Annotated in this window: 23 protein-coding genes and 1 riboswitch; of the genes, 9 read left to right on the forward strand and 14 right to left on the reverse strand. The window is 72.7% G+C overall.

All coding sequences use genetic code 11. The annotated features are described in order from the left end of the window. Positions 1-18 precede the first annotated feature (18 nt). Positions 19-615, forward strand: coding sequence for a sugar O-acetyltransferase (locus ABGB05_RS09760; protein ID WP_347652890.1), 597 nt, complete (start codon positions 19-21; stop codon positions 613-615). Between the two features lie 237 nt (positions 616-852). Here the strand turns inward: ABGB05_RS09760 and ABGB05_RS09765 are convergent, their stop codons facing one another. The 7 genes from ABGB05_RS09765 to ABGB05_RS09795 form a co-directional block, all read right to left on the reverse strand. Then, on the reverse strand, positions 853-4029 hold the full coding sequence (locus tag ABGB05_RS09765; protein WP_347652891.1) for a bifunctional diguanylate cyclase/phosphodiesterase: 3177 nt from the start codon (positions 4027-4029) through the stop codon (positions 853-855). Between the two features lie 160 nt (positions 4030-4189). After that, on the reverse strand, positions 4190-4897 hold the full coding sequence (locus tag ABGB05_RS09770) for a nucleoside/nucleotide kinase family protein (protein ID WP_347652892.1): 708 nt from the start codon (positions 4895-4897) through the stop codon (positions 4190-4192). Between the two features lie 66 nt (positions 4898-4963). Continuing rightward, complete coding sequence (locus ABGB05_RS09775; protein WP_347652893.1) at positions 4964-5599, reverse strand: hypothetical protein; 636 nt, start codon at positions 5597-5599, stop codon at positions 4964-4966. Then, positions 5596-6531 carry an ABC transporter ATP-binding protein gene (locus tag ABGB05_RS09780; protein WP_347652894.1) on the reverse strand — a complete coding sequence of 312 codons (936 nt, stop codon included), beginning with the start codon at positions 6529-6531 and terminating at the stop codon, positions 5596-5598. The genes ABGB05_RS09775 and ABGB05_RS09780 overlap by 4 nt, the downstream gene beginning before the upstream one ends. Beyond that, positions 6528-6941, reverse strand: coding sequence for a GntR family transcriptional regulator (locus ABGB05_RS09785; protein ID WP_347652895.1), 414 nt, complete (start codon positions 6939-6941; stop codon positions 6528-6530). The genes ABGB05_RS09780 and ABGB05_RS09785 overlap by 4 nt, the downstream gene beginning before the upstream one ends. A 219-nt stretch (positions 6942-7160) precedes the next feature. Continuing rightward, positions 7161-8639: a methionine--tRNA ligase gene (locus ABGB05_RS09790; RefSeq protein ID WP_347652896.1), complete on the reverse strand. Its 1479-nt coding sequence runs from the start codon at positions 8637-8639 to the stop codon at positions 7161-7163. Positions 8640-8933: 294 nt separating this feature from the next. Further along, positions 8934-9599: an SIMPL domain-containing protein gene (locus ABGB05_RS09795; protein WP_347652897.1), complete on the reverse strand. Its 666-nt coding sequence runs from the start codon at positions 9597-9599 to the stop codon at positions 8934-8936. Between the two features lie 176 nt (positions 9600-9775). On the opposite strand from ABGB05_RS09795, the gene ABGB05_RS09800 reads away from it, so the two are divergent. Together ABGB05_RS09800 and ABGB05_RS09805 are read left to right on the forward strand one after the other, a co-directional pair. Continuing rightward, a complete protein-coding gene (locus tag ABGB05_RS09800) occupies positions 9776-10528 on the forward strand; it encodes a hypothetical protein (protein WP_347652898.1) in 753 nt (250 codons plus the stop codon). Between the two features lie 69 nt (positions 10529-10597). After that, complete coding sequence (locus tag ABGB05_RS09805) at positions 10598-11674, forward strand: hypothetical protein (protein WP_347652899.1); 1077 nt, start codon at positions 10598-10600, stop codon at positions 11672-11674. Positions 11675-11724: 50 nt separating this feature from the next. On the opposite strand, the gene dapC is transcribed toward ABGB05_RS09805, so the two are convergent. After that, positions 11725-12804 (reverse strand): succinyldiaminopimelate transaminase, encoded by a 1080-nt coding sequence (dapC, locus tag ABGB05_RS09810; RefSeq protein ID WP_347653069.1) that lies wholly within the window; start codon positions 12802-12804, stop codon positions 11725-11727. 104 nt (positions 12805-12908) lie between these two features. Then, entirely contained in the window at positions 12909-13232 is a 324-nt protein-coding gene (gene fdxA / locus ABGB05_RS09815) for a ferredoxin (RefSeq protein WP_331209664.1), read from the reverse strand. Positions 13233-13310: 78 nt separating this feature from the next. On the opposite strand from fdxA, the gene ABGB05_RS09820 reads away from it, so the two are divergent. Continuing rightward, on the forward strand, positions 13311-14315 hold the full coding sequence (locus ABGB05_RS09820) for a GNAT family N-acetyltransferase (protein WP_347652900.1): 1005 nt from the start codon (positions 13311-13313) through the stop codon (positions 14313-14315). Positions 14316-14343: 28 nt separating this feature from the next. Here the strand turns inward: ABGB05_RS09820 and ABGB05_RS09825 are convergent, their stop codons facing one another. The 3 genes from ABGB05_RS09825 to mshB form a co-directional block, all read right to left on the reverse strand. After that, positions 14344-14808: a hypothetical protein gene (locus tag ABGB05_RS09825; protein WP_347652901.1), complete on the reverse strand. Its 465-nt coding sequence runs from the start codon at positions 14806-14808 to the stop codon at positions 14344-14346. 93 nt (positions 14809-14901) lie between these two features. Continuing rightward, complete coding sequence (locus ABGB05_RS09830; protein ID WP_347652902.1) at positions 14902-15327, reverse strand: hypothetical protein; 426 nt, start codon at positions 15325-15327, stop codon at positions 14902-14904. Positions 15328-15428: 101 nt separating this feature from the next. Beyond that, the gene (mshB, locus tag ABGB05_RS09835; protein WP_347653070.1) at positions 15429-16406 is read right to left on the reverse strand and encodes an N-acetyl-1-D-myo-inositol-2-amino-2-deoxy-alpha-D-glucopyranoside deacetylase; all 978 of its coding nucleotides are present in this window, start codon (positions 16404-16406) and stop codon (positions 15429-15431) included. A gap of 190 nt (positions 16407-16596) precedes the next feature. Here mshB and ABGB05_RS09840 point away from each other — a divergent pair, with 190 nt between their 5' ends. The 3 genes from ABGB05_RS09840 (at position 16597) to ABGB05_RS09850 (ending at position 20578) form a co-directional block, all read left to right on the forward strand. Further along, positions 16597-18768, forward strand: coding sequence for a prolyl oligopeptidase family serine peptidase (locus ABGB05_RS09840; RefSeq protein WP_347652903.1), 2172 nt, complete (start codon positions 16597-16599; stop codon positions 18766-18768). Between the two features lie 134 nt (positions 18769-18902). Further along, entirely contained in the window at positions 18903-19316 is a 414-nt protein-coding gene (locus ABGB05_RS09845; protein ID WP_347653071.1) for a YciI family protein, read from the forward strand. A gap of 8 nt (positions 19317-19324) precedes the next feature. After that, positions 19325-20578, forward strand: coding sequence for a DUF6596 domain-containing protein (locus ABGB05_RS09850; RefSeq protein ID WP_347652904.1), 1254 nt, complete (start codon positions 19325-19327; stop codon positions 20576-20578). A 19-nt stretch (positions 20579-20597) separates the two neighbouring features. Here the strand turns inward: ABGB05_RS09850 and ABGB05_RS09855 are convergent, their stop codons facing one another. Together ABGB05_RS09855 and ABGB05_RS09860 are read right to left on the reverse strand one after the other, a co-directional pair. Then, a complete protein-coding gene (locus tag ABGB05_RS09855; RefSeq protein ID WP_347652905.1) occupies positions 20598-21077 on the reverse strand; it encodes a GNAT family N-acetyltransferase in 480 nt (159 codons plus the stop codon). Positions 21078-21195: 118 nt separating this feature from the next. Continuing rightward, complete coding sequence (locus ABGB05_RS09860; protein WP_347652906.1) at positions 21196-21636, reverse strand: VOC family protein; 441 nt, start codon at positions 21634-21636, stop codon at positions 21196-21198. Between the two features lie 197 nt (positions 21637-21833). Between ABGB05_RS09860 and ABGB05_RS09865 the strand changes: the two genes are divergently transcribed. Further along, entirely contained in the window at positions 21834-22661 is an 828-nt protein-coding gene (locus tag ABGB05_RS09865; protein ID WP_347652907.1) for an alpha/beta hydrolase, read from the forward strand. Positions 22662-22731: 70 nt separating this feature from the next. Continuing rightward, positions 22732-22819, forward strand: a riboswitch (S-adenosyl-L-homocysteine riboswitch). A gap of 17 nt (positions 22820-22836) precedes the next feature. Beyond that, on the forward strand, positions 22837-26520 hold the full coding sequence (gene metH, locus ABGB05_RS09870; protein WP_347652908.1) for a methionine synthase: 3684 nt from the start codon (positions 22837-22839) through the stop codon (positions 26518-26520). Positions 26521-26613 lie beyond the last annotated feature (93 nt).

The raw sequence follows: 26613 nt of genomic DNA on the forward strand, positions 1-26613 counted from the left end.
CGGACCGGGCGGGCGGCGATGGACGGCGAACCCGACACCCGTACCGCCCGGGAGCGGATGCTCACCGGTGACCTGTACCGGGCCGACGACCCGGAACTCGTCGCGCTGGCGCTGCGGGCCGACCGGCTGGTCCGGGCGTACAACAGTGTCGGCGCGGACGAGCCGGAACGGCGGGACACGCTGCTGCGCGAACTGCTCGGCGACCTCGGCACCGGCGTGACGGTCCGACCGCCCTTCCACTGCGACTACGGTACGCAGATCCGGATCGGCGACCGGTCGTACCTGAACTTCAACACCGTGCTGCTGGACGTCGCCGCCATCACCATCGGGGCGGACGTGCAGATCGGGCCGAACGTGCAGCTGCTGACCGCGTACCACCCGGTCGAGGCGGAGCCGCGACGGGCGAAGTGGGAGGCGGCCCGGCCGATCGTGCTCGGCGACAACGTCTGGCTCGGCGGTGGGGTGATCGTGCTCGGCGGCGTCACCATCGGGCCGGACACCGTGGTCGGGGCCGGCAGCGTGGTCACCCGGGACCTGCCGGCCGGGGTCGTCGCGGTCGGCAACCCGGCCCGGGTCGTCCGCCCGATCACCCCGACCACCGACCCGTCGACCTGAACCGCCATCTCAGGACGCCCGACGTCCGGTCCCCGCTCTCCCGAGCGCGGTCGTCCCCGGCTGGGCTCCCCACCGGCACGGCCGCTGCCCGGGAACATCATGTCGGATGCACGGTATGACTCTCGGGCATAAATATGACTCAGAGTCATAGGCTCCACGGGACATGTGTGTCCCAGCGGCTGTCCGGACGGAGAAGCCGGAACAGGCGGACGCCGGCGGACGCCGTGACAGCAAGGTTCAGTCGCCGGGCGGGCGGGGGCGCGGCGGTGTCGCGGCCGGTGGCGGCGGGTCGGCCGGTGGGTCGCCGCGCAGCCAGCGCAGCGCGTCCGGGCCGCGCAGCGGCCGGGAGAAGAGGTAACCCTGCCCGGAGGCGCAGCCCAGGTCGAGCAGGATGGTCCGGACCGCCTCGGTCTCGATGCCCTCGGCGATGATCTCCAGGCCGAGCGTGCCGGCCAGTCGGATGATCCCCTCCACCAACAGCCGCTGCCGCCGCGACGAGGCGATGGTCTCGGTGAACGAGCGGTCGAGTTTCAGCACGTCAGCCGGCATCTGCTGGAGGTAGCTCAGGGACGAGAAGCCGGTGCCGAAGTCGTCGATCGCCACCCGCAGGCCGAGTGACCGCAGCTCGGCCAGCTCGGTCCAGACCGGCTCCTGGTCCCGGAGCAGCAGACTCTCGGTGATCTCCAGCATCACCCGGCTCGGCGGTACGTCGGCGGCCTCCAGCGCCGCCCGCACCGTACCGACGAAGCCGGGGGTGCCGAGCTGTCGGGCCGAGACGTTGATGCTGACGTACGGCCCACCGGCAGCGGTTCGGGCGTCCGGCGCCCCGCCACGGTCGGGGTGCCAGCGGGCGGCCGCCTCGACCGCCTGACGCAGCACCCAGGTGCCGATCGGCTCGATCAGCCCGGTTTCCTCCGCCAGCCCGATGAACTGCTCCGGCGGCACCGGACCCCGGGCCGGATGGTGCCACCGGGCCAGCGCCTCGAACCCGACCGCTCCCCCGGTCCGCATGTCGACGATCGGCTGGTACTCCACCGAGAAACTCAGCTTCTGCACCGCCTCGGTCAACGCGGCCCGCAGCTCCAGCCGCTCCACGATGGCGGTGTGCAGCTCCGACTGGTAGCGGCACCACCGGCCCTTGCCGGCCCCCTTGGCGACGTACAGCGCCAGGTCGGCGCGTTGCAGCAGCTCACCGGCGTCGCCGGCGTCGGCGGTGGTGGCCACCCCGACGCTTACCGAGCCGTTGACCACGGTGTCGCCGACGGTGAGTGGCTCGGTGAGCTCCCGGACCAGTTCGTCGGCGACCCGCTCGACCGCACCGGGATCGTCGGCGTCCGGCACCAGGACGGCGAACTCGTCGCCGCCGAGCCGGGCCACCAGGTTGTCCGGGCCGACCACCTCCCGCAGCCGCTGCCCGGCGGCGATCAGCATCGCGTCCCCGATCGCGTGCCCGTGCGTGTCGTTGACCGTGGTGAACTCGTCCAGGTCGATGGAGAGCGCGCCGACCGTCCGGTCGCCGTCCCGGGCCTTCTCCACCGCCTCGTAGACCTGGTCCTGGTAGGACGCCCGGTTGGCCAGTCCGGTCAGCGTGTCGTGCACCGCCCGGTGGGTGAGCTCCTGCTCCAGGCGGACCCGTTCGGTGACGTCCCGCAGGGTCAGCACAAAACCGCGTACGGACCGGTCCCGGCGCAGGTCCCGGCAGGTCACCTCCAACTGCACCCGCTGCCCGTCGGCCCGCCGTACGCTCCAGTCGAGCCCCTCGCCCCGGCGGTCGGGGCCGCCCCGCGCCGAGTCCAGCAGGGCGGCGACCGAGAGCTGCTCGTCGGATTGGAGCAGGACGCCGAGGTCGGTGCAGTCCGGCGGGTCGACGCCGAGCACGGTACGCACCGACGGGCTGGCGTACCGGATGCCGTGGTCGTCGTTGACGATCAGGATGACGTCGGCGGCGTTCTGCACCAGGCTGCGGAAGTACGCCTCGCTGTCCCGGCGGTTGATCTCCTGGTCGAGGCTGATCCGCTCCAACGCCAACGCGGTCTGGGCGGCCAGCACCTCCAGCGAGTCCCGCAGCGTCGGCAGCAGCCGGCCGTCGGCGGCGACCAGCAGTGCGCCGACCCGGGATGCCGCGCCGGACCGCCCGTCCCCGACCAGCGGGCAGAGCACCACCGTGTCGAAGCCGTGCAGCTGGTCGGCCAGGGCCGGCTGCAGGGTGCGGACCCGGAGCAGCCGGCTGCGCCGGGCGACCGCCGTGGTCGGGGCCGGATAGAGCGGCGGGGTGCCGACCAGGCTCCGGCCCCAGATGCTGACCGCGCCGGCCGGCACCCCGTCGCTTCGGTTGACCGAGCAGATGATCCGGTGTGCCGCCTGCCGGGGCACCAGCCGGGCCACCGCCCGCCGTACCGCCCGGTCGACCTCTGCCGCGTCCGCCGCCGCGACCAGTTCGGCACCGGCCTGACGCAGCCCGCGCTCCCGGGCGACCGCCTGGCGGTGCGCGTCGACCGCGTCGCCGAGCCGGCTCAGCACCAGGACGAAGACGATGCCGCCGGCCACGGCGATCACCGCGCCGTCGCGTACCCCGCCGGTCGCCACCTGGCCCAGCAGGACCGCCGGGGCGAGGGTCGCCGCGAAGCCGAGCAGGACCAGGCGGGTCTTGGTGATCTCGCTGTCCCGCCGCGCGGCCGGCTCGGTCAGCACCGTCATCGACGGGTGCAGCGCGGCTGCGCCCCAGGCGCCGTAGAAGAGCAGCCAGCCGAGTTCGACCGGGCCGCCGGCCTGCCAGTCGCCGCGCAGCAGTGCGGCGCCGTAGACCAGGTCGGCAACGAGCATCCCGGCCGCGCCGACCACCAGCAGCAGCGCGGCGACGCTGCGCCGCGAGCTGACCGCCAGTCGTACGGTGGTGGCCAGCAGCAGCAGGTCGACCAGTGCGTACGCGGCCAGTGCCGACTTCTCGAAGGTGGCCGCCCCGGAGCCGAGCAGGTACGGCCGGATCACCAGCACCCAGAGCAGGAAACCGCCGGCCGAGGTGAAGATCAGGAAGTCGAGCAGTCCGGAACGGTCCCGGGCCCCGGTGGTGGACCGGGTCAGCCCGAGCAGTCCGGCACCGATCAGCGGCAGCATCACCAGGTAGCAGACGTCGGAGATCAGCGCCGAGGTGGATCGGGAGGCGCCGAGCGGCAGGTTCGCGCCGAGCAGGTAGACGGTGTCGCCGACCGCGAAGACCCCGATCGCGGCGCCGAGCAGCCACCAGGCGTACGCCCGGTTCGGACGGTGTCGTCGGACTCCGACCGCGACAGCGACGACGACAACCAGTCCCACAGCACCGGTCAGCACCGTCCGGGCGGCCGGTACGGCGAAGAAGCAGACCACCAGTACTCCGAGCGAGACGGCGTACCAGGTCAACACTTTCCGATCTGACACCGGTCTCCTGCCGATCGTCGGACGGCCCCGCGAGGCGACCGAAACAGCTTCGCCGATGGGTCTATCAGTCCGGGATGCGCTCCGCCATCACCCCGCCGGGTACTGCTCACGGGACGATGTGGAAACCGGGCGCCGGCACCCACCATCGGCGGGTACGAATCTAGCGCCCGCTGACCGGTGCCAGCCGGACCACCAGGTCGGCGCGGTCGGCCGTACCGGCGATCAACGTGGCGTTCACCTGGTCCGTGCCCCGGGCCCGGGCCGCCGCGTCGACCGGTGGCCGGCCGAAGGTGACGTGCCGGGCGGTCAACCGGCGCAGCCGCTCCGCCTCGTCGAGGTGCAGGAACCAGACCTCGTCGAGCAGTGTCCGCACCTCGGCCCAGGGACCGTCTGCGACCAGCAGGTAGTTGCCCTCCACCACGACCAGCGGCACCGACGGCGGTACCGCGATCGCCCCGGCGACCGGCTCCTCGATCTCGCGGCGGAACTCCGGCGCGTAGACGGTCTCCGGCTCCCGGCGGCCCTCGAACGGATGGACGGTCTCCGGGTCGGCGGCGCGGAGCCGACGCAGCAGGGCGACAAAACCGGCGCCGTCGAAGGTGTCGAGGGCACCCTTGCGGTCGTGCCGGCCGAGCCGGTGCAGCTCCGCCTCGGCCAGGTGGAAGCCGTCCATCGGCACCAGCACCGCGACCGGATGATCCGGGCCGGTGCCGGAGCCGGTGTTCAACGCGGCGACGAGCTGACCGGCCAGGGTGGACTTGCCGGCGCCCGGGGCACCGGTGATGCCGAGCAGCCGGCGGGACCCGGCCGACACCAGCCCGCCGGCCCGGGCCACCAGCTCGTCAAGGGTGCGGTGCGGGTACGACACCCGGAAACTATGCCACCGTCGTCACGCCGTCCGGTCCCTAGCGGGCCGGCCGGGGTACGGAGGCGTTCAGACCCGACGGCGTACCGCGACGTAGGTGAGGACGGTGAGCAGGGCGGCGGCGCCGAGATAACAGCCGGCTTCCGCCCACTGGAGGGGCCAGAAGTCCCACCCGGTGCTCTCCCGGAGCCGACGGGCGCCGCCGAGCTGGAGGATGCCGAGCAGCGGTACGGAGACGGCCATGGCGAGGTGGGTGTTCCGGGTCAGCGCCCCGAGGGCCGCACCGAGGGCGAGGGCGAGCAGAACCCGGGCGAACGGCACGACGCCGTGGGACTCGTAGTGGTACCAGGTCATCGGGTCGGCGACCGGCCCGGCGGGCAGGACCCAGCTGATCAGGCCGGCCAGCACGGCGGTGGCGGCGAGGGCGCCGAGGGCCGCGACACCGAGCCGGGTGGCGAGCCACCGACCCCGGGTGACGCTCTGGGTCCAGGCGAGTCGCTGGGTGCCCTGCTCGATGTCGCGGGCGACCAGTGGCGCACCCCAGAACATGCAGACACCGATGGTCAGGTAGCCCGCGAAGAGTTGGGTGACCGTGACGAGTTCGGCGTCGAACCGCGCGCCGACGGCCAGTCCGGTGTAGACCGCCAGCAGACCGGCGGCCGCGGTGAACTGGAAGCGCTGTTGCCGCCAGGCGAACCAGATCACCGGGCCTCCCCCTCTCCGGCGGGGACGAGACCGGGGCGGGGTATCGCGGTGGCGTCCGGGTTGCGCAGGTAGCCGAGCACCAGCTCGTCGAGCGCCGGTTCCCGGGAGACGGTGGCCGGATGGTGGTCGTGTCGGGTGCCGCGTACCAGGGCGGTGGTCTGCCGGGCCGTCCGGTCCAGGTGCACGACGTCGCCCGGGGCACCGGCGAGCCGGTCGGCGAGTTCGGCGGGCCCGGTCAGGATCCGGTGCGCGGCGGTCAGCTCGTCGAAGTCACCGCAGGCCTGGAGTCGCCCTCGGGCGAGCAGCACGAGGTGATCGCAGGTCTCGGTCAGATCGGTCAGGTGGTGCGAGGAGAGTACGACGGTGGCGCCGCCCTCCTCGACGGCGGACATCAGCGCGCCGAGCACCTCGTGCCGGGCGAGCGGGTCCAGGTCGGCGAGCGGTTCGTCGAGCAGGAGCAGCTCGGCGCGTTTGCCGAGGGCCAGGGTCAGGGCCAGCAGGGTGCGTTGCCCGCCGGAGAGCCGGCCGACCTTCTGGTCGGGGGGTATCCGGTGGGCGCGCAGTCGCGCCTCGGCCAGTTCGCGGTCGAACCGCGGGTTGGTCACCTGACCGAACCGCAGCGTCTCGGCGACCGTGAAGGAGCGGAAGAGTGGCTTGTCCTGGGCCACGAAGGCCACCCGGGCGAGGTCCTCGGCCCGGCCGCCCAACGGTCGACCGCCGACCCGTACCTGGCCGGTGGTCGGGGTCAGCAGCCCGACGGCCAGGTGCAGCAGGGTGGTCTTGCCCGCTCCGTTGGGCCCGACCAGCGCGGTCACCCGACCGGCCGGGATGCCGAGGGTGCAGTCGCGCAACGCCCAGCCGCGCCGGCCGTACCGCCGGCCCAGCCCGGTGGTTTCCAGGGCGTACCTCCGGTTGGCGGTTGTCGGGCTCATGCGACGCCGCCCGACCGGTCGACGCTGGTCCCGGCGAACGCGTGCCGGACGACCGTGTCGAAGACCGCCCGTACGTCGTCCTCGTCGAGCCCGGCCCGGCGGGCGGCGGCCACCCAGTCGGCGAGCTGTACCCGCAGCGCCGGGTCCTCGGCGGGACGACGCGCGGAGAGCGACGCCTGTACGAAGGTGCCGACGCCGGGACGGGCCGCGACCAACCCGTCCCGTTCCAGTTCCCGGTACGCCTTGTGCACGGTGTTCGGGTTGATCGCCACCTGTTCCACGACCTCACGGGCGGTGGGCAACTGGTCGCCGGGGCGCAGGTGCCCGAGCCGGATCGCCTGGCGGACCTGGTGGACCAGTTGCAGGTAGGGGCTGACCCCGGACCGGCGGTCCAGCTGAAACCTGATCACATTCTCTCGTTTCACTAGTCTGATAGTAGAATCGTGGTTCATCCACTCCCTTCCGTCAACCCAGGAGGTCCCCATGACCCAGGTGGCCCGGCAGATCCGCCGCCGCTTCCGCCGGCCCGTACTGCTCGTCGTGTTCCTACTTGTCGCCGCCGGGCTCGCCCTCGGCATCGTGCTGCTCACCAACTGACCGACCGGGACAGCTCAGCCGACCGGGACAGCTCAGCCGACCGGCGCCAGCCGGGGAAAGAGCGGCGCGGCCCGGCTGACCGGACGACCGCCCGGGTAACCGCCCCAGGCCAGGTCGTCCGGCACCCGGGGCGCGTACCCGTCGAGGCCGAGCTGCCGCCAGATCCGGTCGGCGCTCTCGGGCAACGCCGGCGCGACGAGTACGGCGACGATCCGCAACGCCTCCAGCACGTCACCGAGCACCGCCGTCGCCTCGGCCGAACCCGGGGTGGCCCGCCACGGCCGCGCCGAGACCAGGTACGAGTTGGCCGCCGCCACCAGCCGCCAGGTGGCGGCCAACGCCTCGGCCGGCTGACCGGCGTCCCAGCCCGCCGCACTCGCCTCGACAGACGAGTCGGCCACCCGGGCCAGCGGCGAGTCCGGGCGCGGGGCCGGCCCGACCCCGCCCGCGCGCGAGACGACCAGGGCGGTGACCCGGGACAGCAGGTTGCCCAGGGTGTTGGCCAGGTCGGCCTGGTACCGCGCCTCGACCGAGGCGACCGAGAACTCCCCGTCCGGCCCGACCGGGTTGTCCCGCAGCAGGTGGTAGCGCAGCCCCTCCGGACCGAACCGGTCCAGCAGGTCGTCCAACGCCACGGTCCGCTCCCCCGACTTCGCGATCTTGCTGCCGCGTTGCAGCAGAAAGCCGTGCACGGTGATCCGCTCCGGCAACGGCAGCTCCGCCGCCAGCAGGATCGCCGGCCAGTAGATGGCGTGGAACCGCAGAATGTCCTTGCCGATGATGTGCCGCGCCGGCCACCAGCGGGAGAAGTCGGGGTCCGGCCAGCCGGCCGCGGTCAGGTAACTGCCGAGCGCGTCGAACCAGACGTATGTCACCTGGGTCGGGTCCCAGGGCAGCGGGATTCCCCAGGTCAGGTTGGCCCGACTGATCGAGAAGTCGGTCAGGCCCCGGTGCAGCCAGCCGAGCGCCTCGTTGCGCCGGCTGACCGGCCGCACCGCGTCCGGACACCGGTCGAACCACTCGGCCAGCGGTTCGGCGAACCGGCTCAGCCGGAAGAACCAGTTCTCCTCGCTGACCTGCTCGGTCGGCCGGTGGTGCAGTCCGCAGACCGGTTCGGCCGTGTACGCCTCGCAGGCCACGCAGTACCGCCCGTCGTACCGGCCCGGGCGCAGGTGACCGGCGTCGTGGACCCGGGTCAGCAGGGCGGTCACCGTGTTGCGGTGCGCGGCGGAGGTGGTCCGGACGAACTCGTCGTACCCGATGCCGAGCCGGTCCCAGGTGGCACGGAACCGACCGGCGGTGGCCTCGGCGAGCGCGGCCGGCGTCACCCCGGCCTCGACGGCCGACCGCTGCACCTTGGCACCGTGCTCGTCGGTGCCGGTGATCAGCCGCACCGGCCGCCCGCAGAGTCGGTGCCAGCGGGCGAGCGCGTCGGCGAGGACCGTCGTGTACGCGTGCCCGACGTGCGGCAGGTCGTTGACGTAGTAGATCGGTGTGGTCAGGTAGGTCATGGCGATCCTCCACAGTGGCGGGAGGGGCCCGACCCGGCCGTCCCGGGTGGCACGCCGGCCGACCAGGGTCGGCGCACGGTCCGGGAGAAACGGAAAACGGGCCCCTCGGTGACGAGGGACCCGTGCGACGCGGGCTGCCCGCGCGACTAGCTCCGGCCCCCGAGGGGCCGGCGCATGACTCGGGTCGCGGTGGACATGCCAGCACCCTATCGGGTACGTCCGCCGCCGGCGATCCGGTTACCCGACCGACCACCCTGCTCCGGTGTCCGGGGTCGACCCGTGCCGCGGCACGGGTCAGCCGGCCGCGTCGGGGACGACCTCCAGTCGGGGTGGGCTGATGCTGAACCGGGCCACCACCTCGGCCCGCACCGTCTGCTGCTCCGGGTCGAGGTCGAGGTCCGGCACCCCACCGCCGTTCCGGTACCTGACGCCCGCGGCGAGCACCATCGGGTGCCCGTCGCCCTGGCCGGCGTCGGAGAGTTCCCGCAGGGCGGTCAGCTCCGCGCCGAGCGCGGCGGCGTACTCCCGGGCCCGGCCGATCGCCTCGGCGACGGCGGCGCGCCGGGCCTCCCGGTACGCCGGGCTCTCCGGCCGCAGCGCCCACCACGGTCCGGCGATCCCGGTCTCGTCCTCGTCGGCGAGCCGGAGCATCAGTTCGCCGAGCACCCCGAAGTCGGTGACGGTGACGGTGGTGGCGACGCTGGCGACGTACCCGGTCACCCGGTCACCGGAGCGTTTCCGCTCGGGGCGTACCCAGAGGTTGCCGGTCTCCCGCCGCTCGATCGCGGCGGCGTAACCGTCGACGAGGCGCCGGACCGCGTCGCTGCGCCCGGCGAGCCGGGCCAGCGCCTCGGCGCGGTCGCGATCCCGTACCGAGACGGTCACCGTGAACCGGGCGAGTTCCGGTGGCACCTCCCGGACCGCCTCGCCGCGCACCACCAGGACCGCAGGATCCGTCATCCGGTCACCCTAACCGGCCGACCCGACCGCCGCTGCCCGGCACCGACACGAACTCAGGAAACAGAACGTCGACCATTAATGGCAATACATGGATGCCGTGCGCGGCAAGCTTATCTTTCATTTAATTTCCCATCTGGCCATGCCCATTCCGGCGGACAGATCGGTACGTTGCCAGAATGCGACACATCGGAACGGTGATCGGTGCGGCCGTCGTGTCTCCGCTGGCCTGGCTCCTGCTCGCCATCGGGCAGGACCGGTCCGCGCGGGAGTTCACGAACGCGCAAGACAGTGGCTTGGCCGTCGACACCGATCTTCTCCTGCTGCCCGTACTGACCCTGGCCGCCGCGGGAATTGTCCTCGGCCTCATCGCCACACTCCGATTCTCCCCACTCGGCGCGGCGTTGACCGGAGTCGCGTACGTGGCCACGGATGTGGGCGCACTGGTGAATCCGACGCTGCTGAACGTGATCGACCACAAACTGAGTCTGAATGGTCACCCGGTCGACCTCGCCGCTCCGGTACGCAGCGGCACGGCGTTGGTCCTGGGCGCGCTCCTGCTCGTCGGGGTGGCGAGTGTGCACCGGTGGCGACGCTGGCCCCGGCCCGCCGGCGAGGGTGCCGAATCCCCGCCGGAACTTGTCGAGCCGACCGGGCCGGACCAGGACCGGCCACTCGGCGCCGACGGTCTCGGCCTCACCGGCCCGGGCCGGCACGCCGCCGCCGAGCCGCAGGTCATCGACGCCCGCTGGACGCCCGCCCCGCAGGCGCCCGGGACCCCGGACCGGACCGACGACGTGCCCCGGACCGACACTCCGGGATGGACCGACGACGCACCGCGGACGGGCACCCCGGAGTGGACCGACACCTCGGAGTGGCGCATCCTGCAGCGGCGCACCGTCGGCGACCCGGTGGGGCAACCGCGCGGCTGACCTGTCCGTCCGGCCGGGGCACACCGGTGCCGGGGCGGCTCCTGGCACCCGCCCGTTACGGTGATCGTCGTGACGACGAACGACGCCGACGCGCCTCGACTGCGGGAGTCGCCACCCCCGGACCGGCAGTCGACTCCGCCGGCCCGGCAGTCCACCCCGGCGGCCCGGCAGCCGACTCCACCGGCCCCGCGATCCCGGGCCGAGCCGGAGGCACCCGCCTGGATCCTCTGGCCGGTACGGATACTGGCCGCGATCGTGGTCGTACCCGCCCGGCTGCTCTGGGAACTTGTTGTCGTCAGTGGCCGGCTCACCCACCGTTTCCTGCTCCGGCCGCTCGGCTGGTTCGTCCGGCAGGCGATCTGGCGTCCGCTCTGCTGGCTGGTCCGCCACCTGGTCGTACTGCCGTTCCGCTACCTGGTGGTGATCCCGCTCGGCTGGTTGCTCCATAACCTCTTGGTGGTCCCGGCCCGCTGGTTCTGGCACGCCCTGCCCGGCATCGGTCGCTTCCTGTACCGGTACCTGCTCCGGCCACTCGGCCGGCTCGGCTACCTGGTGCTCTGGCTGCCGCTGTACTGGCTGGTGCGCTACCTGCTGGTGGTGCCGGTCCGCTGGCTGGTGCGCTACCTGCTGGTGGTGCCGGTCCGCTGGCTGGTCGGGATCCTCCGCCCGGTGGGCCGGCTGCTCGTCCGGGGGGTCGTCGCGCTCTGGCAGGGGGCGGTCTGGCTCTGCGTCGCCATCGGGCACGGCATCGCCGCGATCGGCCGGCTGACCTACGCCTACCTGCTCCGCCCGCTCGGGATCGCCATCGCCTGGCTCTGGCGGCACACCGTCGTACTGTTCTGGCGCTACCTGCTCCGCCCGCTCGGGATCGCCATCGCCTGGCTCTGGCGGCACACCGTCGTACTGTTCTGGCGCTACCTGCTCCGCCCGCTCGGGATCGCCATCGCCTGGCTCTGGCGGCACACGGTTGGGCTGCTGTTCCGGGGCATCGTGGCGGTGTGCCGGGCCACCGTCGTACCGGCGGCCCGGTGGCTGCGGGACGCGGTGCTGGCACCGACCGGCCGGTTCCTCCGCGACGACGTGTTCCGACCCACCGTGGCGACTGTCCGGGCCGTCCTGACCGCACTCAGCCTCCGTCGACCCTGACCCCCTCGCCGGTCCGAAGAGCGGCGGGGAAGGTCGGGGCGGTCAGGCGATCAGGAGGTCGTCAACCGGTCGGCGGCGGCGGCCACCCGCTCGTCGGTGGCGGTGAGCGCGACCCGTACGTGCCGGTTACCGGCCGGACCGTAGAAGTCGCCCGGCGCCACCAGGATGCCCCGCTCGGCCAGCCAGTTCACCGTGGTCCAGCAGTCCTCGTCCCGGGTCGCCCACAGGTAGAGCCCGGCCTCGGAGTGCGCCAACTCGAACCCGGCCTTGGTCAACGCGCCACGGAGCACCGCACGCCGGGTGGCGTACCGGACCCGCTGCTCGGCAACGTGTTCCTCGTCGCCGAGCGCGGCGACCATCGCCGCCTGCACCGGTGCCGGCAGGATCATGCCGGCGTGCTTGCGCACCGCGAGCAGCTCGCCGACCAGGTCACGGTCACCGGCGACGAACCCGGCCCGGTAGCCGGCCAGGTTGGACCGCTTGGAGAGGGAGTGCACGGCGAGCAGGTTGGTGTAGTCGCCACCGGCGACCTCGGCGGAGAGCACCGAGGTCGGGCTCTCCTCCCAGCCCAGCGACAGGTAGCACTCGTCGCTGGCGACCACCACGTCGCGCTCCCGGGCCCACTCGACGATCTTGCGCAGGTGGGCCGGTGGCAGCACCCGACCGGTCGGGTTGGACGGCGAGTTGACCCAGATCAGGCGTACCCGGGGATCCGGACCGAGGGCGGTCAGCGAGTCGGCCCGGACCACCTCGGCCCCGGCGAGCCGGGCGCCGACCTCGTACGTCGGGTAGCAGACCCGGGGGATCACCACCACGTCACCCGGGCCGATCCCGAGCAGCGTCGGCAGCCAGGCGACCAGTTCCTTGGAGCCGATGGTCGGCAGCACCCCGACCGTCTCCGGGTCGGCGCCGCAGGCCCGGGCCACCCAACCGGTCAGCGCGGCGCGCAACGCCGGGCTGCCGGCGGTCAGCGGATAGCCGGGGGTGTCCGAGGCCGCCGCCAGGGCGGCCCGGATCAGCTCCGGCACCGGGTCTACCGGGGTGCCCACCGAGAGGTCGACGATCCCGTCCGGATGCCGCCCGGCCAGCGCCTTCGCCGGCTCGAGCAGATCCCAGGGAAAGTCGGGCAGGTTGCCACCGGCGGTACGCCTCGGCGGCGCCCCGCCGGCCGTGGAGACACCACCGGCCGTCAGCCCCGCCGCGGCGGTGCCCGGCCGGTGGTCCGGCGTGCCGCTCAGTGCTCGCCCCGGGGCGGCTGGGCCGCGACGAACGGGGTGTCCTTCTCGATCTTGCCGATCTTGGAGGCGCCGCCCGGCGAACCGAGGTCCTCGAAGAACTCGTAGTTCGCGGTGGTGTAGTCCTTCCACTGCTCCGGCACGTCGTCCTCGTAGAAGATTGCTTCCACCGGGCAGACCGGCTCACAGGCACCGCAGTCGACGCACTCGTCGGGGTGGATGTAGAGCATCCGGTTGCCCTCGTAGATGCAGTCGACCGGGCACTCCTCGATGCATGCTTTGTCGAGCACATCCACGCACGGCTCGGCGATGATGTAGGTCACCGATCTTCTCCTCCGCAAGCCAGCCGCGATCGACCGCGACGCTAAGAGCCTAGTATGTCGTCGGGGAGGGGGTCGATTGTGCTCGGACGGCGGGACGTGGGACACCGGATCGTGGTCCGCCGGATTGTCGGGAATTCCCGCGGTCGCACGCTCTTCACCGACGCTCTCGGCGAACTCGTCGAACTGACCGAGACACATCTCACGTTGGCCACCCGGGAGGGTCCGCTGCGGGTTCCGCTGGTCGAGGTGCACCGGGCCAAACGGGTGCCGCCGGCCCGCCGGCCCAGTGCCACCGCCGTGATCGAGTTGGAACGGGCCGCCGACGAGGCCTGGCCGGCACAGGTACGGGGACAGCTCGGCGACTGGCTGCTGCGGGCCGCTGACAACTGGACCGGTCGGGCGAACTCGGCGCTGCCGGTCGGTGACCCGGACCGACCGCTGGACGAGGCGATCGACGCCGTCCGACAGTGGTACGCGGAGCGGGGTCAGCCGGCCCTGGTCAACGTCCCGCTGCCGCTGGCCGCCCCGATCGGCGCGGCGCTCGACGAACGCGGCTGGGGCACCCGACCCGTGGTGCTGGTCCAGACCGCACCGCTGAACACGGTGCTGGCCGCGACCGCGGAGCGGCCGGAACTGCCGCCCGTGGAACTGGCCGACACGCCGTCGGCGGAGTGGCTCGCCCTGGCCGCCCGGCGCAAGGCAGCAGCTCCGAGCGCCGCCCCGGCGGAACTTCCGCCCGCCGCGCACCACGTGCTCACCGCCGTGGGCCAGGTCCGCTTCGCCCACCTGTACGACCGGCCGTCGACCGACTCCGACGGCGGGCGGGAACTGGTCGCCGCGGCCCGGGGCACCATCACCGGACAGGGGCGTTGGCTCGGGCTGACCCTGGTGGAGGTGGTGCCCGCGGCACGACGTCGTGGTCTCGCACGGCACCTGGTGCGGGGCCTCGTCGAGTGGGCTGTCGGGCAGGGGGCGACCGACGCCTTCCTCCAGGTGGAGGAACACAACGAGGCGGCGGTCTCGCTCTACCGGCGGCTGGGCTTCACCACCCACCACACCTACCAGACCCGTACGGCGCCGTAGCCGCCGCCGGCCGGGCCGGGTGGCAGGGTCAGCGCCGGACGACGCGGCGCGGCTTGGACTGCTTCGCCTCGGCGTACCGCTTGAGCGACTGCGACCGGTAGTCCCGGCCGAGCGCGGTCAGCAGCAGGTAGCCGAGGACAACGCCGCCCGCGGTGAAACCGGCGTAGAACCAGATCTGCGAGAAGAACTCGCCGGCGCCGTTCGCGAAGGGGTAACTGCCGCTGACGAGGGGCCCGAGGAAAACCGTCAGTGCCATCGCGACCAGTACGGCGAGCGCCATCTCGCCGGCCCAGTCGGCCAGCGGCCGGCGCTGCCCCTGGAGGAACGCGAGGGTCGCCAGGATCAGGCCGATCACGACGAACATGCCGAGCGACAGCCGGTCCTGCAGATCGGTCCGGTCGGCGAAGGCGAACCGGGCCACCAGCCGGGCCACCACGTTGATCCCGAACAGCACGCCCGCGAGTACGCCGATCGGCAGCCAACGCTCCTTCATCGCACGTCCTTCCGGATCCGGGCCCCCGGTGTGGCGGAGGCGTTCCTGACCCAGATTTCTACCACCCGGAGCTGTACGGATCCATGGGGCGACTCAGGGCCGGTCGGTGGGCCGGGGTGGTGCCATGATCAGCCGGAACCCCATCACCGCGAAGGCCACCGAACCGGCGAAGATCATCGCCAGGCCGACCCAGTTGTCGTTGGCGAGCAGGATGTCGCCCTCGCTCCGGCCGCCGGCCGCGACCACCATCAGGACGAACCAGACGACGGCGGGGAGCGCGAGCGCCCACCGGCGCCCGACGGCCCGGGGCGCGAACCAGCTCAGTGCCACGTTGGCGAGGACCGCGAGCAGCGCCGACACCCCGATCAGCACACCGCCGACCCGCGCCGTCGCGAGGACCAGTTCGAGGGCGGCGGTGACCACCGCGCCGACCACCGCGAGCACCCCGCCGACGATCCGCAGGACCAGGTCCGCCGCGGCCCGCAACGCCGGCGATCCGGCCGGCGACCCGCCAGCCACCCCCGACGACCCGCCAGCCGCCAGCGGCCCCGCCGGTTCCGACCCGGGCGGCGACGGCTCCGGATCCGGCTCGGGCGACACGGACACGTGGCTGGGCAAAGTCACCGGGCGCCCGCCGCCACCGGCGTACCGGACGCGGCTGTCGGCGTACCGGACGTCTGGTCCACCACCGCCGGCTCCGCCGCCCCGGTCGACGGGTCGAGCCCGGCGAAGAGATCGTCCTCCCAGCCGTACGGACCGGATCCCGGACCCTTCACCCCGGCGGCCAGGGTGTAGTACTCCACCCCCATGAACTCGCCGCCGAAGTTGCCGGCAACCGCGTAGAGCCAGGAGTTCTCCGGGATCTGGGTACGGTGCGCGCGCATCGCCGCCTCCTTGGCGGCGTGCTGGTCGGTGCCGTCGATCCGGGCCGCGATCTGCTCGTCCGGCGTACCGAACGGCAGGTCGTCGACGTGTTCGGTGCCGGCGAACGGGTTGTTCGCCACGTCCGCGTCGGCGAACGAGGCCACCCCCGCCTCCAGCACCCCCCGGGGCACCGCCGTCCAGTAGACCTTGGCGGGGCCGAAGCCCTCGGCGGCGGCGAGTTCCGCCGCGCGCATCGTCACCCGGTGCGCCTGGATGTGGTCGGGGTGCCCGTAGAAGCCGTTCGGGTCGTACGTGACGAGCACCTGGGGGCGTACCTCCCGCATGATCTCGACCAGGTGGCCGGCCGCGGTGTCCAGATCCGCCCGCCAGAACGCCCGTGGGTGGTCGTTGGTCGGCAGCCCCATCATCCCCGAGTCGCGGTACCGCCCCGCGCCACCAAGGAACCGGTGGTCGGTGACGCCCAGCGCCGCACAGGCGGCGGCGAGTTCGGCGATCCGGTAGCCGCCGAGCTGGTCGGCCTCGGCGGCGGCGAGCCCGGCCAGCGCCGGTACGTGGATCTCGCCCTCCTCGCCCAGGGTGCAGGTCACCAACGTCACGCCGGCGCCGGCCGCGGCGTAGTACGCCATCGTCGCGCCGGTGCCGATCGCCTCGTCGTCGGGGTGCGCGTGCACCAGCAGCAGCCGCCGGGCGGGCGGGTCGACCGCCCGACCCACCGGGCCGGACGGATCGGGCGGGACGGTCAGGTTCGTCACCCGCGCCACTTTACGCCGCCGATCCCGCCCGGGCATGGGCAGGCAGTGAGTTGGCGCACCCGGAGAGTCAGCAGGTGGCTACCGGTATCAGACCGGTACCCGATGCTTCGGCTCGGCCACATCGGCCTCCGCCCGGCCCTACGATCACGGTGTGGACTACCCGGAGCTGGCTGCCCGTACCCGGCGCTTCACCTGTGGCGCGCCGCGGTCCGTGACGGTGGCCAACGACGGGTCACGGGTGGTCTTCCTCCGCTCCGGCGGCCCGACCGACCCGGCCGACGCCCTCTGGCTGTTCGACGTCGCCTCCGGCACCGAACGCCTCGTCGCCGACCCGGCCGTCCTGCTGGACGGCGAGGAGGACACCGGCGCCTCCCCGACCGAACGGGCGCTGCGGGAACGGCTCCGGCTCAGCACCGGCGGGATCGCCCGGTACGCGACCGACCCGGCCGCCCGGGTGGCGGTCTTCCCGCTGGCCGGCCGTCTGTTCCGGGCGGACCTGGTGCACGGCGACGTGGTCGAGGTGACGACCGCCGGTCCGGTCGTGGACCCCCGGCCGGACCCGACCGGGCAACGGCTGGCCTACGTCACCGACGTGGTCGAGCCGAGCCTCGGCGACACCCGCAGCACGCCGGACGTCCGGCCCGGGCAGCTCCGGGTGATCGACCCCGACGGCACCGACACGCTGCTCGCCGGGGAGGAGAACGGGGTCACCTGGGGGCTCGCCGAGTTCGTCTCCGCCGAGGAGTTCCACCGCTTCCGGGGCTACTGGTGGGCGCCGGACGGCCGGTCGATCCTGGCCGCCCGGGTCGACGAGTCCCGGCTGCCCCGGTGGTACCTGCACGACCCCGGCGACCCGGCCAGCCCGCCCCGCGCCATCGCCTATCCCCAGGCCGGCGGGCCGAACGCCGAGGTCAGCCTGCATCTGCTGGACCTGGACGGCGGCTGGGTCGACGTGCACTGGGACCGGGAGACCTACCCCTACCTGGTCTCGGTGGAGTGGGCCGAAACCGGGCCGCTGATCACCGTACTGCGCCGGTTGCAGCAGCACGGGCTGGTGCTCGCCGTCGACCCGCGTACCGGCGAGACGCAGGTGCACGCCGAACTCGCCGACCCGCGCTGGGTCGACCCGGTCGCCGGGACCCCCCGCCACCTGCCCGACGGTCGGGTACTGGTCGGCGGCGAACTCGCCCACGACGGCTACGACGCCCGGTGCCTCTTCGCCGACGGGACCCTGCTCACCCCGCCCTCGCTCTACGTACGCCGGGTGGTCGGCTGGCTGCCGACCCGCAACGGCACCCCGGACCTGCTGGTCGAGGGGAGTAACGGCGAGCCGAGCCAGCAGCACCTGTTCCGGGTCCGGGCCGGGATCGGCGCCGGCGGGGTCGACGCCCGGCGGATGACCGCCGATCCGGGCTGGCACTCGGCCGAGGTCGGCGGCAACGTGATCGTGGTGCACTCCCGCTCGCTCGACGAGCCCGGCGGGATCTGGGCGGTGTGGCAGGGTGACGAGGAGGTCGGCCGGCTGCGGAACCTGGCCGCGACCCCGCCGTACGCGCCGCGACCCGCGCTCGAACGGGTCACCGACCGCCGGCTGCCGGCCGCGGTCGTCTACCCGGGCAACCACGTCGCCGGCCGCCGACTCCCGGTCCTGCTCGACGTGTACGGCGGTCCGGGTGTCCAGGAGGTGGTCGCGGCCCGGTCGGCGTGGCTGGAGCGGCAGTGGTGGGCCGACCACGGCTTCGCGGTGGTCACCATCGACAACCGGGGTACCCCGGGAGTGGCGCCCTCGTTCGAGAAGGTGATCCACCGGCGCCTCGCCGACGTGATCCTGGCCGACCAGGCGGACGCGCTGCAGGCGCTCGCCGGCAAACATCCCGACCTGGATCTCAACCGGGTCGGGATCCGGGGCTGGTCGTTCGGTGGCTGGCTGGCCGCGCTCGGCGCCCTCTGCCGGCCCGACCTGTTCCGGTGTGCCATCGCCGGCGCCCCGGTCACCGACTGGGGCCTGTACGACACCGCGTACGTCGAGCGCTACCTGGGGACGCCGACCGACAGTCCCGAGGTGTACGCCCACCATTCGCTGCTCGAACTCGCCGCCGAGCCGGTACGCCACTTCGACGAGGCCCGGCCGATCCTGTTGGTGCACGGGCTGGCCGACGACAACGTGGTGGCCGCGCACACGCTGCGGCTCTCCGCCGCCCTGCTCGCCGCCGGGCGACCGCACTCGGTGATCCCGCTGACCGGGGCGACGCACATGGCGGCCGGTGGCACCGCCGAGCGTCTGCTCTCGCTGGAACTCGAGTTCCTGCGCCACAATCTGTGAACGTACCTCCGCCCGGTCTGTGACCCCGTCCAGATCTCCGGCCGGCCGATGTCCGGAACGCCGTCGGTGCTCCGACGTCTCCGATGAACGGCGTCACCCCGGCGCCGACCGCAGAGGAGAAGACCGTGAAGTACATGATCATGTTGACCGGTTCACAGCGCGACTACGACGCGCTCACCGGCCGCGACACCCCTGACTCGCCGGCCTGGCCGGCCGAGGACGTGGCCAAACTGCACGAGTTCATGGCGGCCTGGAACAACGACCTGGTCGAGTCGGGCGAGTTCGTCGACGCCCGGGGCCTCGCCGCCCCGGTGCACACCCGCCGGGTCCAGCTGCGCGACGGTGCGCCGGTGGTGACCGACGGGCCGTACCCGGAGACCCAGGAGGTGCTGGCCGGCTACACCATCGTCGAGTGCGACAGCTTCGACCGGGCCACCGAGATCGCCGCGCGGTTGGCGTACACCCCGCACCCGGAGAGCGCGTCGCTGACCAGCGAGTGGTACGTCGACGTCCGGCCGATCGCCGACGGCGCCGAGGAGTTGGCGTAACCGGGCCGATGACCCAGACCGAGGACCTGCTGCGCCGGTTGGCGCCGCAGGTCCTCGGCGCGCTGGTCCGCCGGTACGGCCACTTCGACACGGCCGAGGACGCGGTGCAGGAGGCGCTGCTCACCGCCGTCACCCGGTGGCCGGCCGAGGGCGTACCGGACAATCCCCGGGGTTGGCTGATCACCGTCGCCGCCCGCCGGCTGACCGACCTGCTCCGTGCCGAGCAGGCCCGGCAACGCCGGGAGGAGACGGTGGCCCGCCGGCTGCCGCCGGAGGGGTGGACGGCACCGCCCGCCGACCAGCCCCCGACCGGGTACGACGACACCCTGGTCCTGCTCTTCCTCTGCGGCCATCCGGCGTTGTCGGCGGCCTCCCAGATCGCGCTGACCCTGCGCGCGGTCGGTGGCCTGACCAGCGTCGAGATCGCCCGGGCGTTCCTGGTGCCGGAGGCGACGATGACCCGCCGAATCAGCCGGGCCAAGCGGACGATCCGCGACAGCGGGGTACCGTTCGGCCTGCCGCCGGCCGCCCAGCGGGCCGAGCGACTGGGCAGCGTCCTGCACGTGCTCTATCTAATCTTCAACGAGGGGTACGCGAGCACCGCCGGGCCCGCCCTGTTCCGCGCCGACCTCTGCGCCGAGGCGATCCGACTGACCCGGCTGCTGCACCGGCTGCTCCCGGACGATCCCGAGGTGACCGGGCTGCTGGCCCTGATGCTGCTCACCGACGCCCGGCGAAGCGCCCGGACCGGCCCGGACGGGACTCTGATCCCGATGGCGGAACAGGACCGGAGCCGCTGGGACGCCGACCAGATCGCCGAGGGGTTGGGCCTGGTCGCCGAGGCACTGCCCCGGGGTGGAATCGGGCCGTACCGGATCCAGGCGGCGATCGCCGCACTGCACGACGAGGCACCGAGCGCCGAACAGACCGACTGGCCACAGATTGTCGCCCTGTACCACCTGCTGCTGACCCTGACCGACAATCCGATGGTGGCGCTGAACCACGCGGCGGCGGTGGCGATGGCACACGGGCCGGCCGCCGGCCTCGACCTGGTCGACAAGCTCGGCACCGACAGCCGGCTCGCCGACGACCACCGCTGGTACGCCGTCCGGGCCCACCTGCTGGAGCAGGCCGGTGAGCGGGCGGCGGCCCGGGCGGCGTACGAGGTGGCGGCCGACCGGGCGATGAGCCTGCCCCAGCAGCGCTACCTGCGTACCCGGGCGGCCCGGCTCGACGCCGTCCCACCAGACGAGGCCCGGTGACCGGGAGTCGGTCGCCAGTTCACTTCCGTTCAGGTTCGGCGCCCCCGGGTGCCGAGGGTGCGGACAGGAACCTGGTGAACCGGGCCTTCCGGGCGCTGGTCTCCTGGTAGCCGAGCCCCTGGTAGAAGCGGTGCGCGGCGTCCCGGTGGCGGCTGCTGGTCACCTCCATGAAGAGGCAACCGGCCTGGCGGGCCTGCCGCTCGATCTCCTCGACAAGCGTCCGTCCGACGCCGGTGCCCCGGTACCGCGCGTCGACGACCAGCGCCACCAGGCGACCGAACCGGCCGGTGAGCTCCAGGATCGGAGTCACGTGCAGCGCGGCGACCCCGACCAGCAGACCGTCGGCGTCGGCGCCGAGCAGCAGGCTGGCCGGGTCGTCCGACCAGCAGTCGAGGCGTTCCTCGGCCTCGGCCGCCGTCGTCGGGTAGCCGAGCTGGCCGAGCAGTTCGGCGACCCGGGCCGCGTCTGCGCGCTCGACCCGTCGGATCCTGATCGTCATCCGGGCAGTCTGCCCTGCCCGGCCGCCGGCCTGATCGCGCTACTTCCGGGAACCGCGCTACTTCGGGGAAGTAGTGGTCTCGCGCCCGGCCGGAAGCCACTACTTCCCGGAAGTTGTCTCATCCCGGCTGGCCGGCCAGCGGGTGTCCGGCGGCGGGAGTGCCGGCGTTGGACCAGGCGCGGGTGCTGAGCACCAGGCGGTAGCCATCCGGGTCCTCGACGGTCACCCCCCAGCGGTCCCAGTACGCCCCCTGGGAGACCCGGCGTCCGCCGGCCCGCTCCAGCCGGGTGACCAACGCAGCGTCGACCGGGCCGGCGAGGTAGAGCACCAGCAGGTCCTCCGGACCCGGGGTGGGCGGGACGGTCAGGTTCGGGCCACCGACCAGCTCCAGATGCCAGCCCGCCTCCGGCCAGCCCAGCATGACCAGGTCGTGCTCGCCCGGGCCGCCGGTGGCCCGATAGAGCACCGTCAGTCCCAGCCCGGTCACGTAGAAACGCTCACTGGCGGCCAGGTCGCGACTGGGTCGGGCGATCCGCAGCGCCGCACTCGGGTTGATCATCTTCTGCTCCTCCTGACTGGTCGACCGCCATCGTGCCGACCGGTCGACCCTCAGCGTGCGACCTCAACCAAGCTTGAGGTCAACCGACGAGCCGGCCTCCGGTGACCTCGACCACAGGCCGGCGGTAAACCGCTCGAACCTGTCGTCCCCGGACGGCAGGATGCCGGGCGCACCGCACCACGATCAAGGGGGCCACCATGAGCCGACGTACCTCCGCAGAGCTGCACTTCGTCGAGCACGGTGAGGGTGTGCCGGTGCTGGCGTTGCACGGCTGGACCCCGGACCACCGGTTGATGTCCGGCTGCCTGGAACCGGTCTTTGCCGGCCGGCGGGGGTACCGCCGCCTCTACCCGGACCTGCCCGGGATGGGACGGTCGGCCGCCCCGGACGACATCGCGAGCTCGGACGACGTCCTCTCCGCCGTGCAGGACTTCGTCGACGAGACCATCGGAGACGCCCCGTTCCTGCTGGTCGGCGAGTCGTACGGCGGCTACCTCGCCCGGGGGTTGGCGCGGTCGCGTCCGGAGCAGGTGCTCGGGCTGGCGCTGATCTGCCCGACCGGCACCGCGGTGGAGCAGGCCGACCGGACCTGCCCGGAGCACCGGGTGCTCCGTCCGGACCCGGATCTGGTCGGGTCCCTCGAACCACGGCTCGCCGAGGAGTTCACCGAGATCGCCGTGGTGCAGTCGGCGGAGACGCTGCGCCGGTTCCAGGACGAGATCATGTCTGGGCTCGACCTCGCCGACCGTACGGCGATGGCCCGGATCCGGCAGCGGTGGGTGCTGACCACCGACCCGGAGAGCGGACCGGCGTACCAGCGGCCGGCGCTGATCCTGGCCGGGCGGCAGGATTCCGTCGTCGGCTACGTCGACCAGTTCGCCCTGCTGCCGCACTACCCCCGGGCCAGTTTCGCGGTGCTCGACGTGGCCGGCCACAACCTGCAGTTCGAGCAGCCGGAGCTCTTCGACGCACTGGTCCGGGAGTGGCTGGACCGGGTCGCCGCCGAGTCCTGGAGTGCCTGCTGAGCAACATTCCGGTGTCCCGAAGACTGAACGTTGCCAACCCGCCCCGGAGTGGTCCGGTATTCTTGACGGTCGGGTCGAGAGGCGCTGCAACGGGCGAGGACGCCCGCCACGCTCGACCTGGGTTCCACCCGGTTCCTCGGTAAGGGCGCCTCCGTTCCCATACGGAGGTGGTCTCATGAACACGGCACCGAGTGGCGCTGCCGATCCGACGTCGAGCCGGGCAGGCGGTGCCGACGGCCGGGCGTCCCGGGTCGCCGCGCTGCGTGACCTGCTGGACCAGCGGATCGTCGTGCTCGACGGCGCCTGGGGCACGATGCTGCAGGGCGCCGGGCTGACCCCCGCCGACTACCGCAACGACCTGCTCGCCGACCATCCGCACGACGTCACCGGCGACCCGGACGTGCTGAACCTGACCCGGCCGGACGTGATCCTCGACGTACACCGGCAGTACCTGGCGGCCGGCGCGGACATCACCTCGACGAACACCTTCACCGCGACGAGCATCGCCCAGGCCGACTACGGCCTGCAGTCGCTGGTCCGGGAGATGAACCTGCGCGGCGCGCAGCTGGCCCGGCAGGCCGCCGACGAGGCGGGCGGCAAGTTCGTCGCCGGCTCGGTCGGGCCGCTGAACGTGACCCTGTCGCTCTCCCCCAGCGTCGAGGACCCGGCCTTCCGGGCGGTCACCTTCGACCAGGTCAAGGCGGCGTACGCGGAGCAGATCGCCGCGCTGGCCGAGGGCGGCGTCGACATCCTGCTGATCGAGACGATCTTCGACACGCTGAACGCCAAGGCCGCCGTCGCCGCCGCCCGCGAGGTCGCGCCCGACCTGCCGCTGTGGATCTCGGTGACCATCGTGGACCTGAGCGGCCGGACCCTGTCCGGGCAGACCGTCGAGGCGTTCTGGAGTTCGATCGCGCACGCCGAGCCGCTCGCGGTCGGGGTGAACTGCTCGCTCGGCGCCGCCGAGATGCGCCCGCACGTCGCGGAACTCTCCCGGCTCGCCGACACCTACGTCGCCTGCCACCCGAACGCCGGACTGCCGAACGCGTTCGGCGGTTATGACCAGCAGCCGGCGGAGACCGGGCAGCTGATCCGGGAGTTCGTCGACGCCGGCATGGTCAACATCGTCGGCGGCTGCTGCGGCACCAGCCCGGAGCACATCGCGCGGATCGCCGCCGCGGTCGCCGACCAGCCGCCCCGCCCGGTGCCGGCGCCGACCGCCCAGACCCGGTTCAGCGGGCTGGAGCCGTTCGCGATCGGCCCGGACACCGGCTTCGTGATGATCGGCGAGCGGACCAACGTCACCGGCTCGGCGAAGTTCCGCCGGCTGATCGAGGGCGACGACCACCAGGCCGCCGTCGACGTGGCGTTGGAGCAGGTACGCGGCGGCGCCAACATCCTCGACGTCAACATGGACGCCGACCTGCTCGACAGCGAGCGGGCGATGACCACCTTCCTCAACCTGGTCGCGACCGAGCCGGAGGTCGCCCGGATCCCGATCATGATCGACAGCTCGCGGTGGAGCGTGCTGGAGGCCGGGCTCAAGTGTGTCCAGGGCAAGGGCGTGGTCAACTCGATCAGCCTCAAGGAGGGCGAGGAGACGTTCCTCGCCCAGGCCCGGCAGATCCGGAGCTACGGCGCCGGCGTGGTGGTGATGGCCTTCGACGAGATCGGCCAGGCCGACACCACGGAACGCAAGGTGGAGATCTGCGCCCGGGCGTACGACCTGCTGGTCAACGAGGTGGGCTTCCCGCCGGAGGACATCATCTTCGACCCGAACGTGCTCGCCGTCGCGACCGGCATCGCCGAGCACAACGGGTACGCCAAGGCGTTCATCGACGCGCTGCCGCAGATCAAGCAGCGCTGCCCGGGAGCCAGGACCAGCGGTGGCATCTCCAACCTGTCCTTCTCGTTCCGCGGCAACGACGTGGTACGAGAGGCGATGCACTCGGCGTTCCTGTTCCACGCCGTACGGGCCGGGCTGGACATGGGCATCGTCAACGCCGGTCAGCTCGCCGTCTACCAGGACATCCCGGCCGACCTGCTGGAACTCGTCGAGGACGTGCTCTTCGACCGTCGTCCGGACGCCACCGACCGGCTGGTCAGCTTCGCCTCCACGGTCAGCGGCTCCGGTACGAAGCGTGCGGTCGACCTCTCCTGGCGGGAGAACCCGGTCGAGGAGCGGCTGTCGTACGCGCTGGTGCACGGCATCGTCGACTTCATCGAGGAGGACACCGAGGAGGCCCGCAAGCAGGCCGCCCGGCCACTCGACGTGATCGAGGGCCCGCTGATGGCCGGCATGAAGATCGTCGGCGACCTCTTCGGCTCCGGCAAGATGTTCCTGCCCCAGGTGGTGAAGTCGGCCCGGGTGATGAAGCGCTCGGTCGCCTACCTGGAGCCGTACATGGAGGCGGAGAAGGAGCAGGCCCGCGCGGCGGGGCGGCTCGACACCGGTCGCGGCCAGGGCAAGGTGGTGCTGGCCACGGTCAAGGGCGACGTGCACGACATCGGCAAGAACATCGTCGGCGTGGTGCTCGGCTGCAACAACTACGAGGTCGTCGACCTGGGCGTACTGGTGCCGGCGGCGAAGATCCTGGACACCGCGGTCGCCGAGGGCGCCGACGCGATCGGGCTCTCCGGGCTGATCACCCCCTCGCTGGACGAGATGGTCGGGGTCGCGAGCGAGATGCAGCGGCGTGGTCTGAAGCTGCCGTTGCTGATCGGCGGGGCCACCACCTCACGACAGCACACCGCGGTCCGGATCGCCCCCGCGTACGAGGGCAGCACCGTGCACGTACTCGACGCGTCCCGGGTGGTCGGGGTGGTCTCCGACCTGCTCAACCCGACGCGGGCCGAGGCCCTCGACACCCGCAACCGGGAGGAGCAGCAGCGGCTGCGGGAACAGCACGAGAGCCGGGAACGGGTGGCCCTGCTCAAGCTCGGTCAGGCCCGGGCCAACCGGGAGCAGGTCTCCTTCGACGAACTGTCGGCGCCCGCCTTCACCGGCGTACGGACGGTCCGGCCGGAGCTGACCGAGCTCCGCGAGATGATCGACTGGCAGTTCCTCTTCCTCGCCTGGGAGTTGAAGGGCAAGTTCCCGGCGATCCTGGAGCAGCCGGTGGCCCGGGAGCTCTACGACGACGCCAACACGATGCTCGACCAGATCATCGCGGACGGTTCGCTGACCGCCGTCGGCACGTACGGCTTCTGGCCGGCACACTCCGACGGCGACGACATCGTGCTCTCCGGTGCCGGCGACGGCGTCCGGTTCCCGATGCTGCGGCAGCAGACCGCCAAGCCGGCCGGCCGGCCGAACCGGTGCCTGGCCGACTACGTCGCCCCGGCCGGGGACCACCTCGGCGGTTTCGCGGTGGCGATCCACGGCGCCGAGGAACTGGCGGCCAGCTACGAGGCCCGGCACGACGACTACCGGGCGATCATGGTGAAGGCGCTCGCCGACCGGCTCGCCGAGGCGTTCGCCGAGTACCTGCACCTGCGGGCCCGCCGCGAGTGGTACGAGCCGGACGCCGACCCGGCGATCGAGGACCTGCACGCGGAACGGTTCCGGGGGATCCGCCCGGCGCTCGGCTACCCGGCCAGTCCGGACCACAGCCTGAAGCGGCGGCTGTTCGAGCTGCTGGACGCCGACTCGCTCGGCATCGGGCTGACCGAGTCGTACGCGATGACCCCGGCGGCGGCGGTCAGCGGGTTGTACTTCGGAAACCCGGCGTCCCGGTACTTCACGGTGGGGCGGCTCGGCCGGGACCAGGTCGAGGACTACGCGGCGCGGGTCGGGCTCGACGTCGCCGAGGTCGAACGCTGGCTCCGCCCGAACCTGTCGTACGAGCCAGGGGCCTGAGCCGACCCCCGACCTCGTCGACTCTCCGGCCGACTCCGACGCCGACCTGGCGTTTTGGCGGGCGTTCTACGCTGGCCGATGTCGGTCGGCGGG

It is taken from the genome of Plantactinospora sp. B5E13 (genome assembly GCF_039871775.1).
Taxonomy (GTDB): Bacteria; Actinomycetota; Actinomycetes; order Mycobacteriales; family Micromonosporaceae; genus Plantactinospora.

What these genes read in the sequence shown, in the direction of transcription:
- ABGB05_RS09760 (WP_347652890.1), top strand. Translation starts at nt 19, where the DNA reads ATGGACGGCGAACCCGACACCCGTACCGCCCGGGAGCGGATGCTCACC.
- ABGB05_RS09780 (WP_347652894.1), bottom strand. Translation starts at nt 6,531, where the DNA reads ATGAGCCCGACAACCGCCAACCGGAGGTACGCCCTGGAAACCACCGGG.
- ABGB05_RS09790 (WP_347652896.1), bottom strand. Translation starts at nt 8,639, where the DNA reads ATGACCTACCTGACCACACCGATCTACTACGTCAACGACCTGCCGCAC.
- ABGB05_RS09795 (WP_347652897.1), bottom strand. Translation starts at nt 9,599, where the DNA reads ATGACGGATCCTGCGGTCCTGGTGGTGCGCGGCGAGGCGGTCCGGGAG.
- ABGB05_RS09800 (WP_347652898.1), top strand. Translation starts at nt 9,776, where the DNA reads ATGCGACACATCGGAACGGTGATCGGTGCGGCCGTCGTGTCTCCGCTG.
- ABGB05_RS09825 (WP_347652901.1), bottom strand. Translation starts at nt 14,808, where the DNA reads ATGAAGGAGCGTTGGCTGCCGATCGGCGTACTCGCGGGCGTGCTGTTC.
- ABGB05_RS09845 (WP_347653071.1), top strand. Translation starts at nt 18,903, where the DNA reads ATGATCATGTTGACCGGTTCACAGCGCGACTACGACGCGCTCACCGGC.
- ABGB05_RS09850 (WP_347652904.1), top strand. Translation starts at nt 19,325, where the DNA reads ATGACCCAGACCGAGGACCTGCTGCGCCGGTTGGCGCCGCAGGTCCTC.
- ABGB05_RS09855 (WP_347652905.1), bottom strand. Translation starts at nt 21,077, where the DNA reads ATGACGATCAGGATCCGACGGGTCGAGCGCGCAGACGCGGCCCGGGTC.
- ABGB05_RS09860 (WP_347652906.1), bottom strand. Translation starts at nt 21,636, where the DNA reads ATGATCAACCCGAGTGCGGCGCTGCGGATCGCCCGACCCAGTCGCGAC.
- ABGB05_RS09865 (WP_347652907.1), top strand. Translation starts at nt 21,834, where the DNA reads ATGAGCCGACGTACCTCCGCAGAGCTGCACTTCGTCGAGCACGGTGAG.
- metH (WP_347652908.1), top strand. Translation starts at nt 22,837, where the DNA reads ATGAACACGGCACCGAGTGGCGCTGCCGATCCGACGTCGAGCCGGGCA.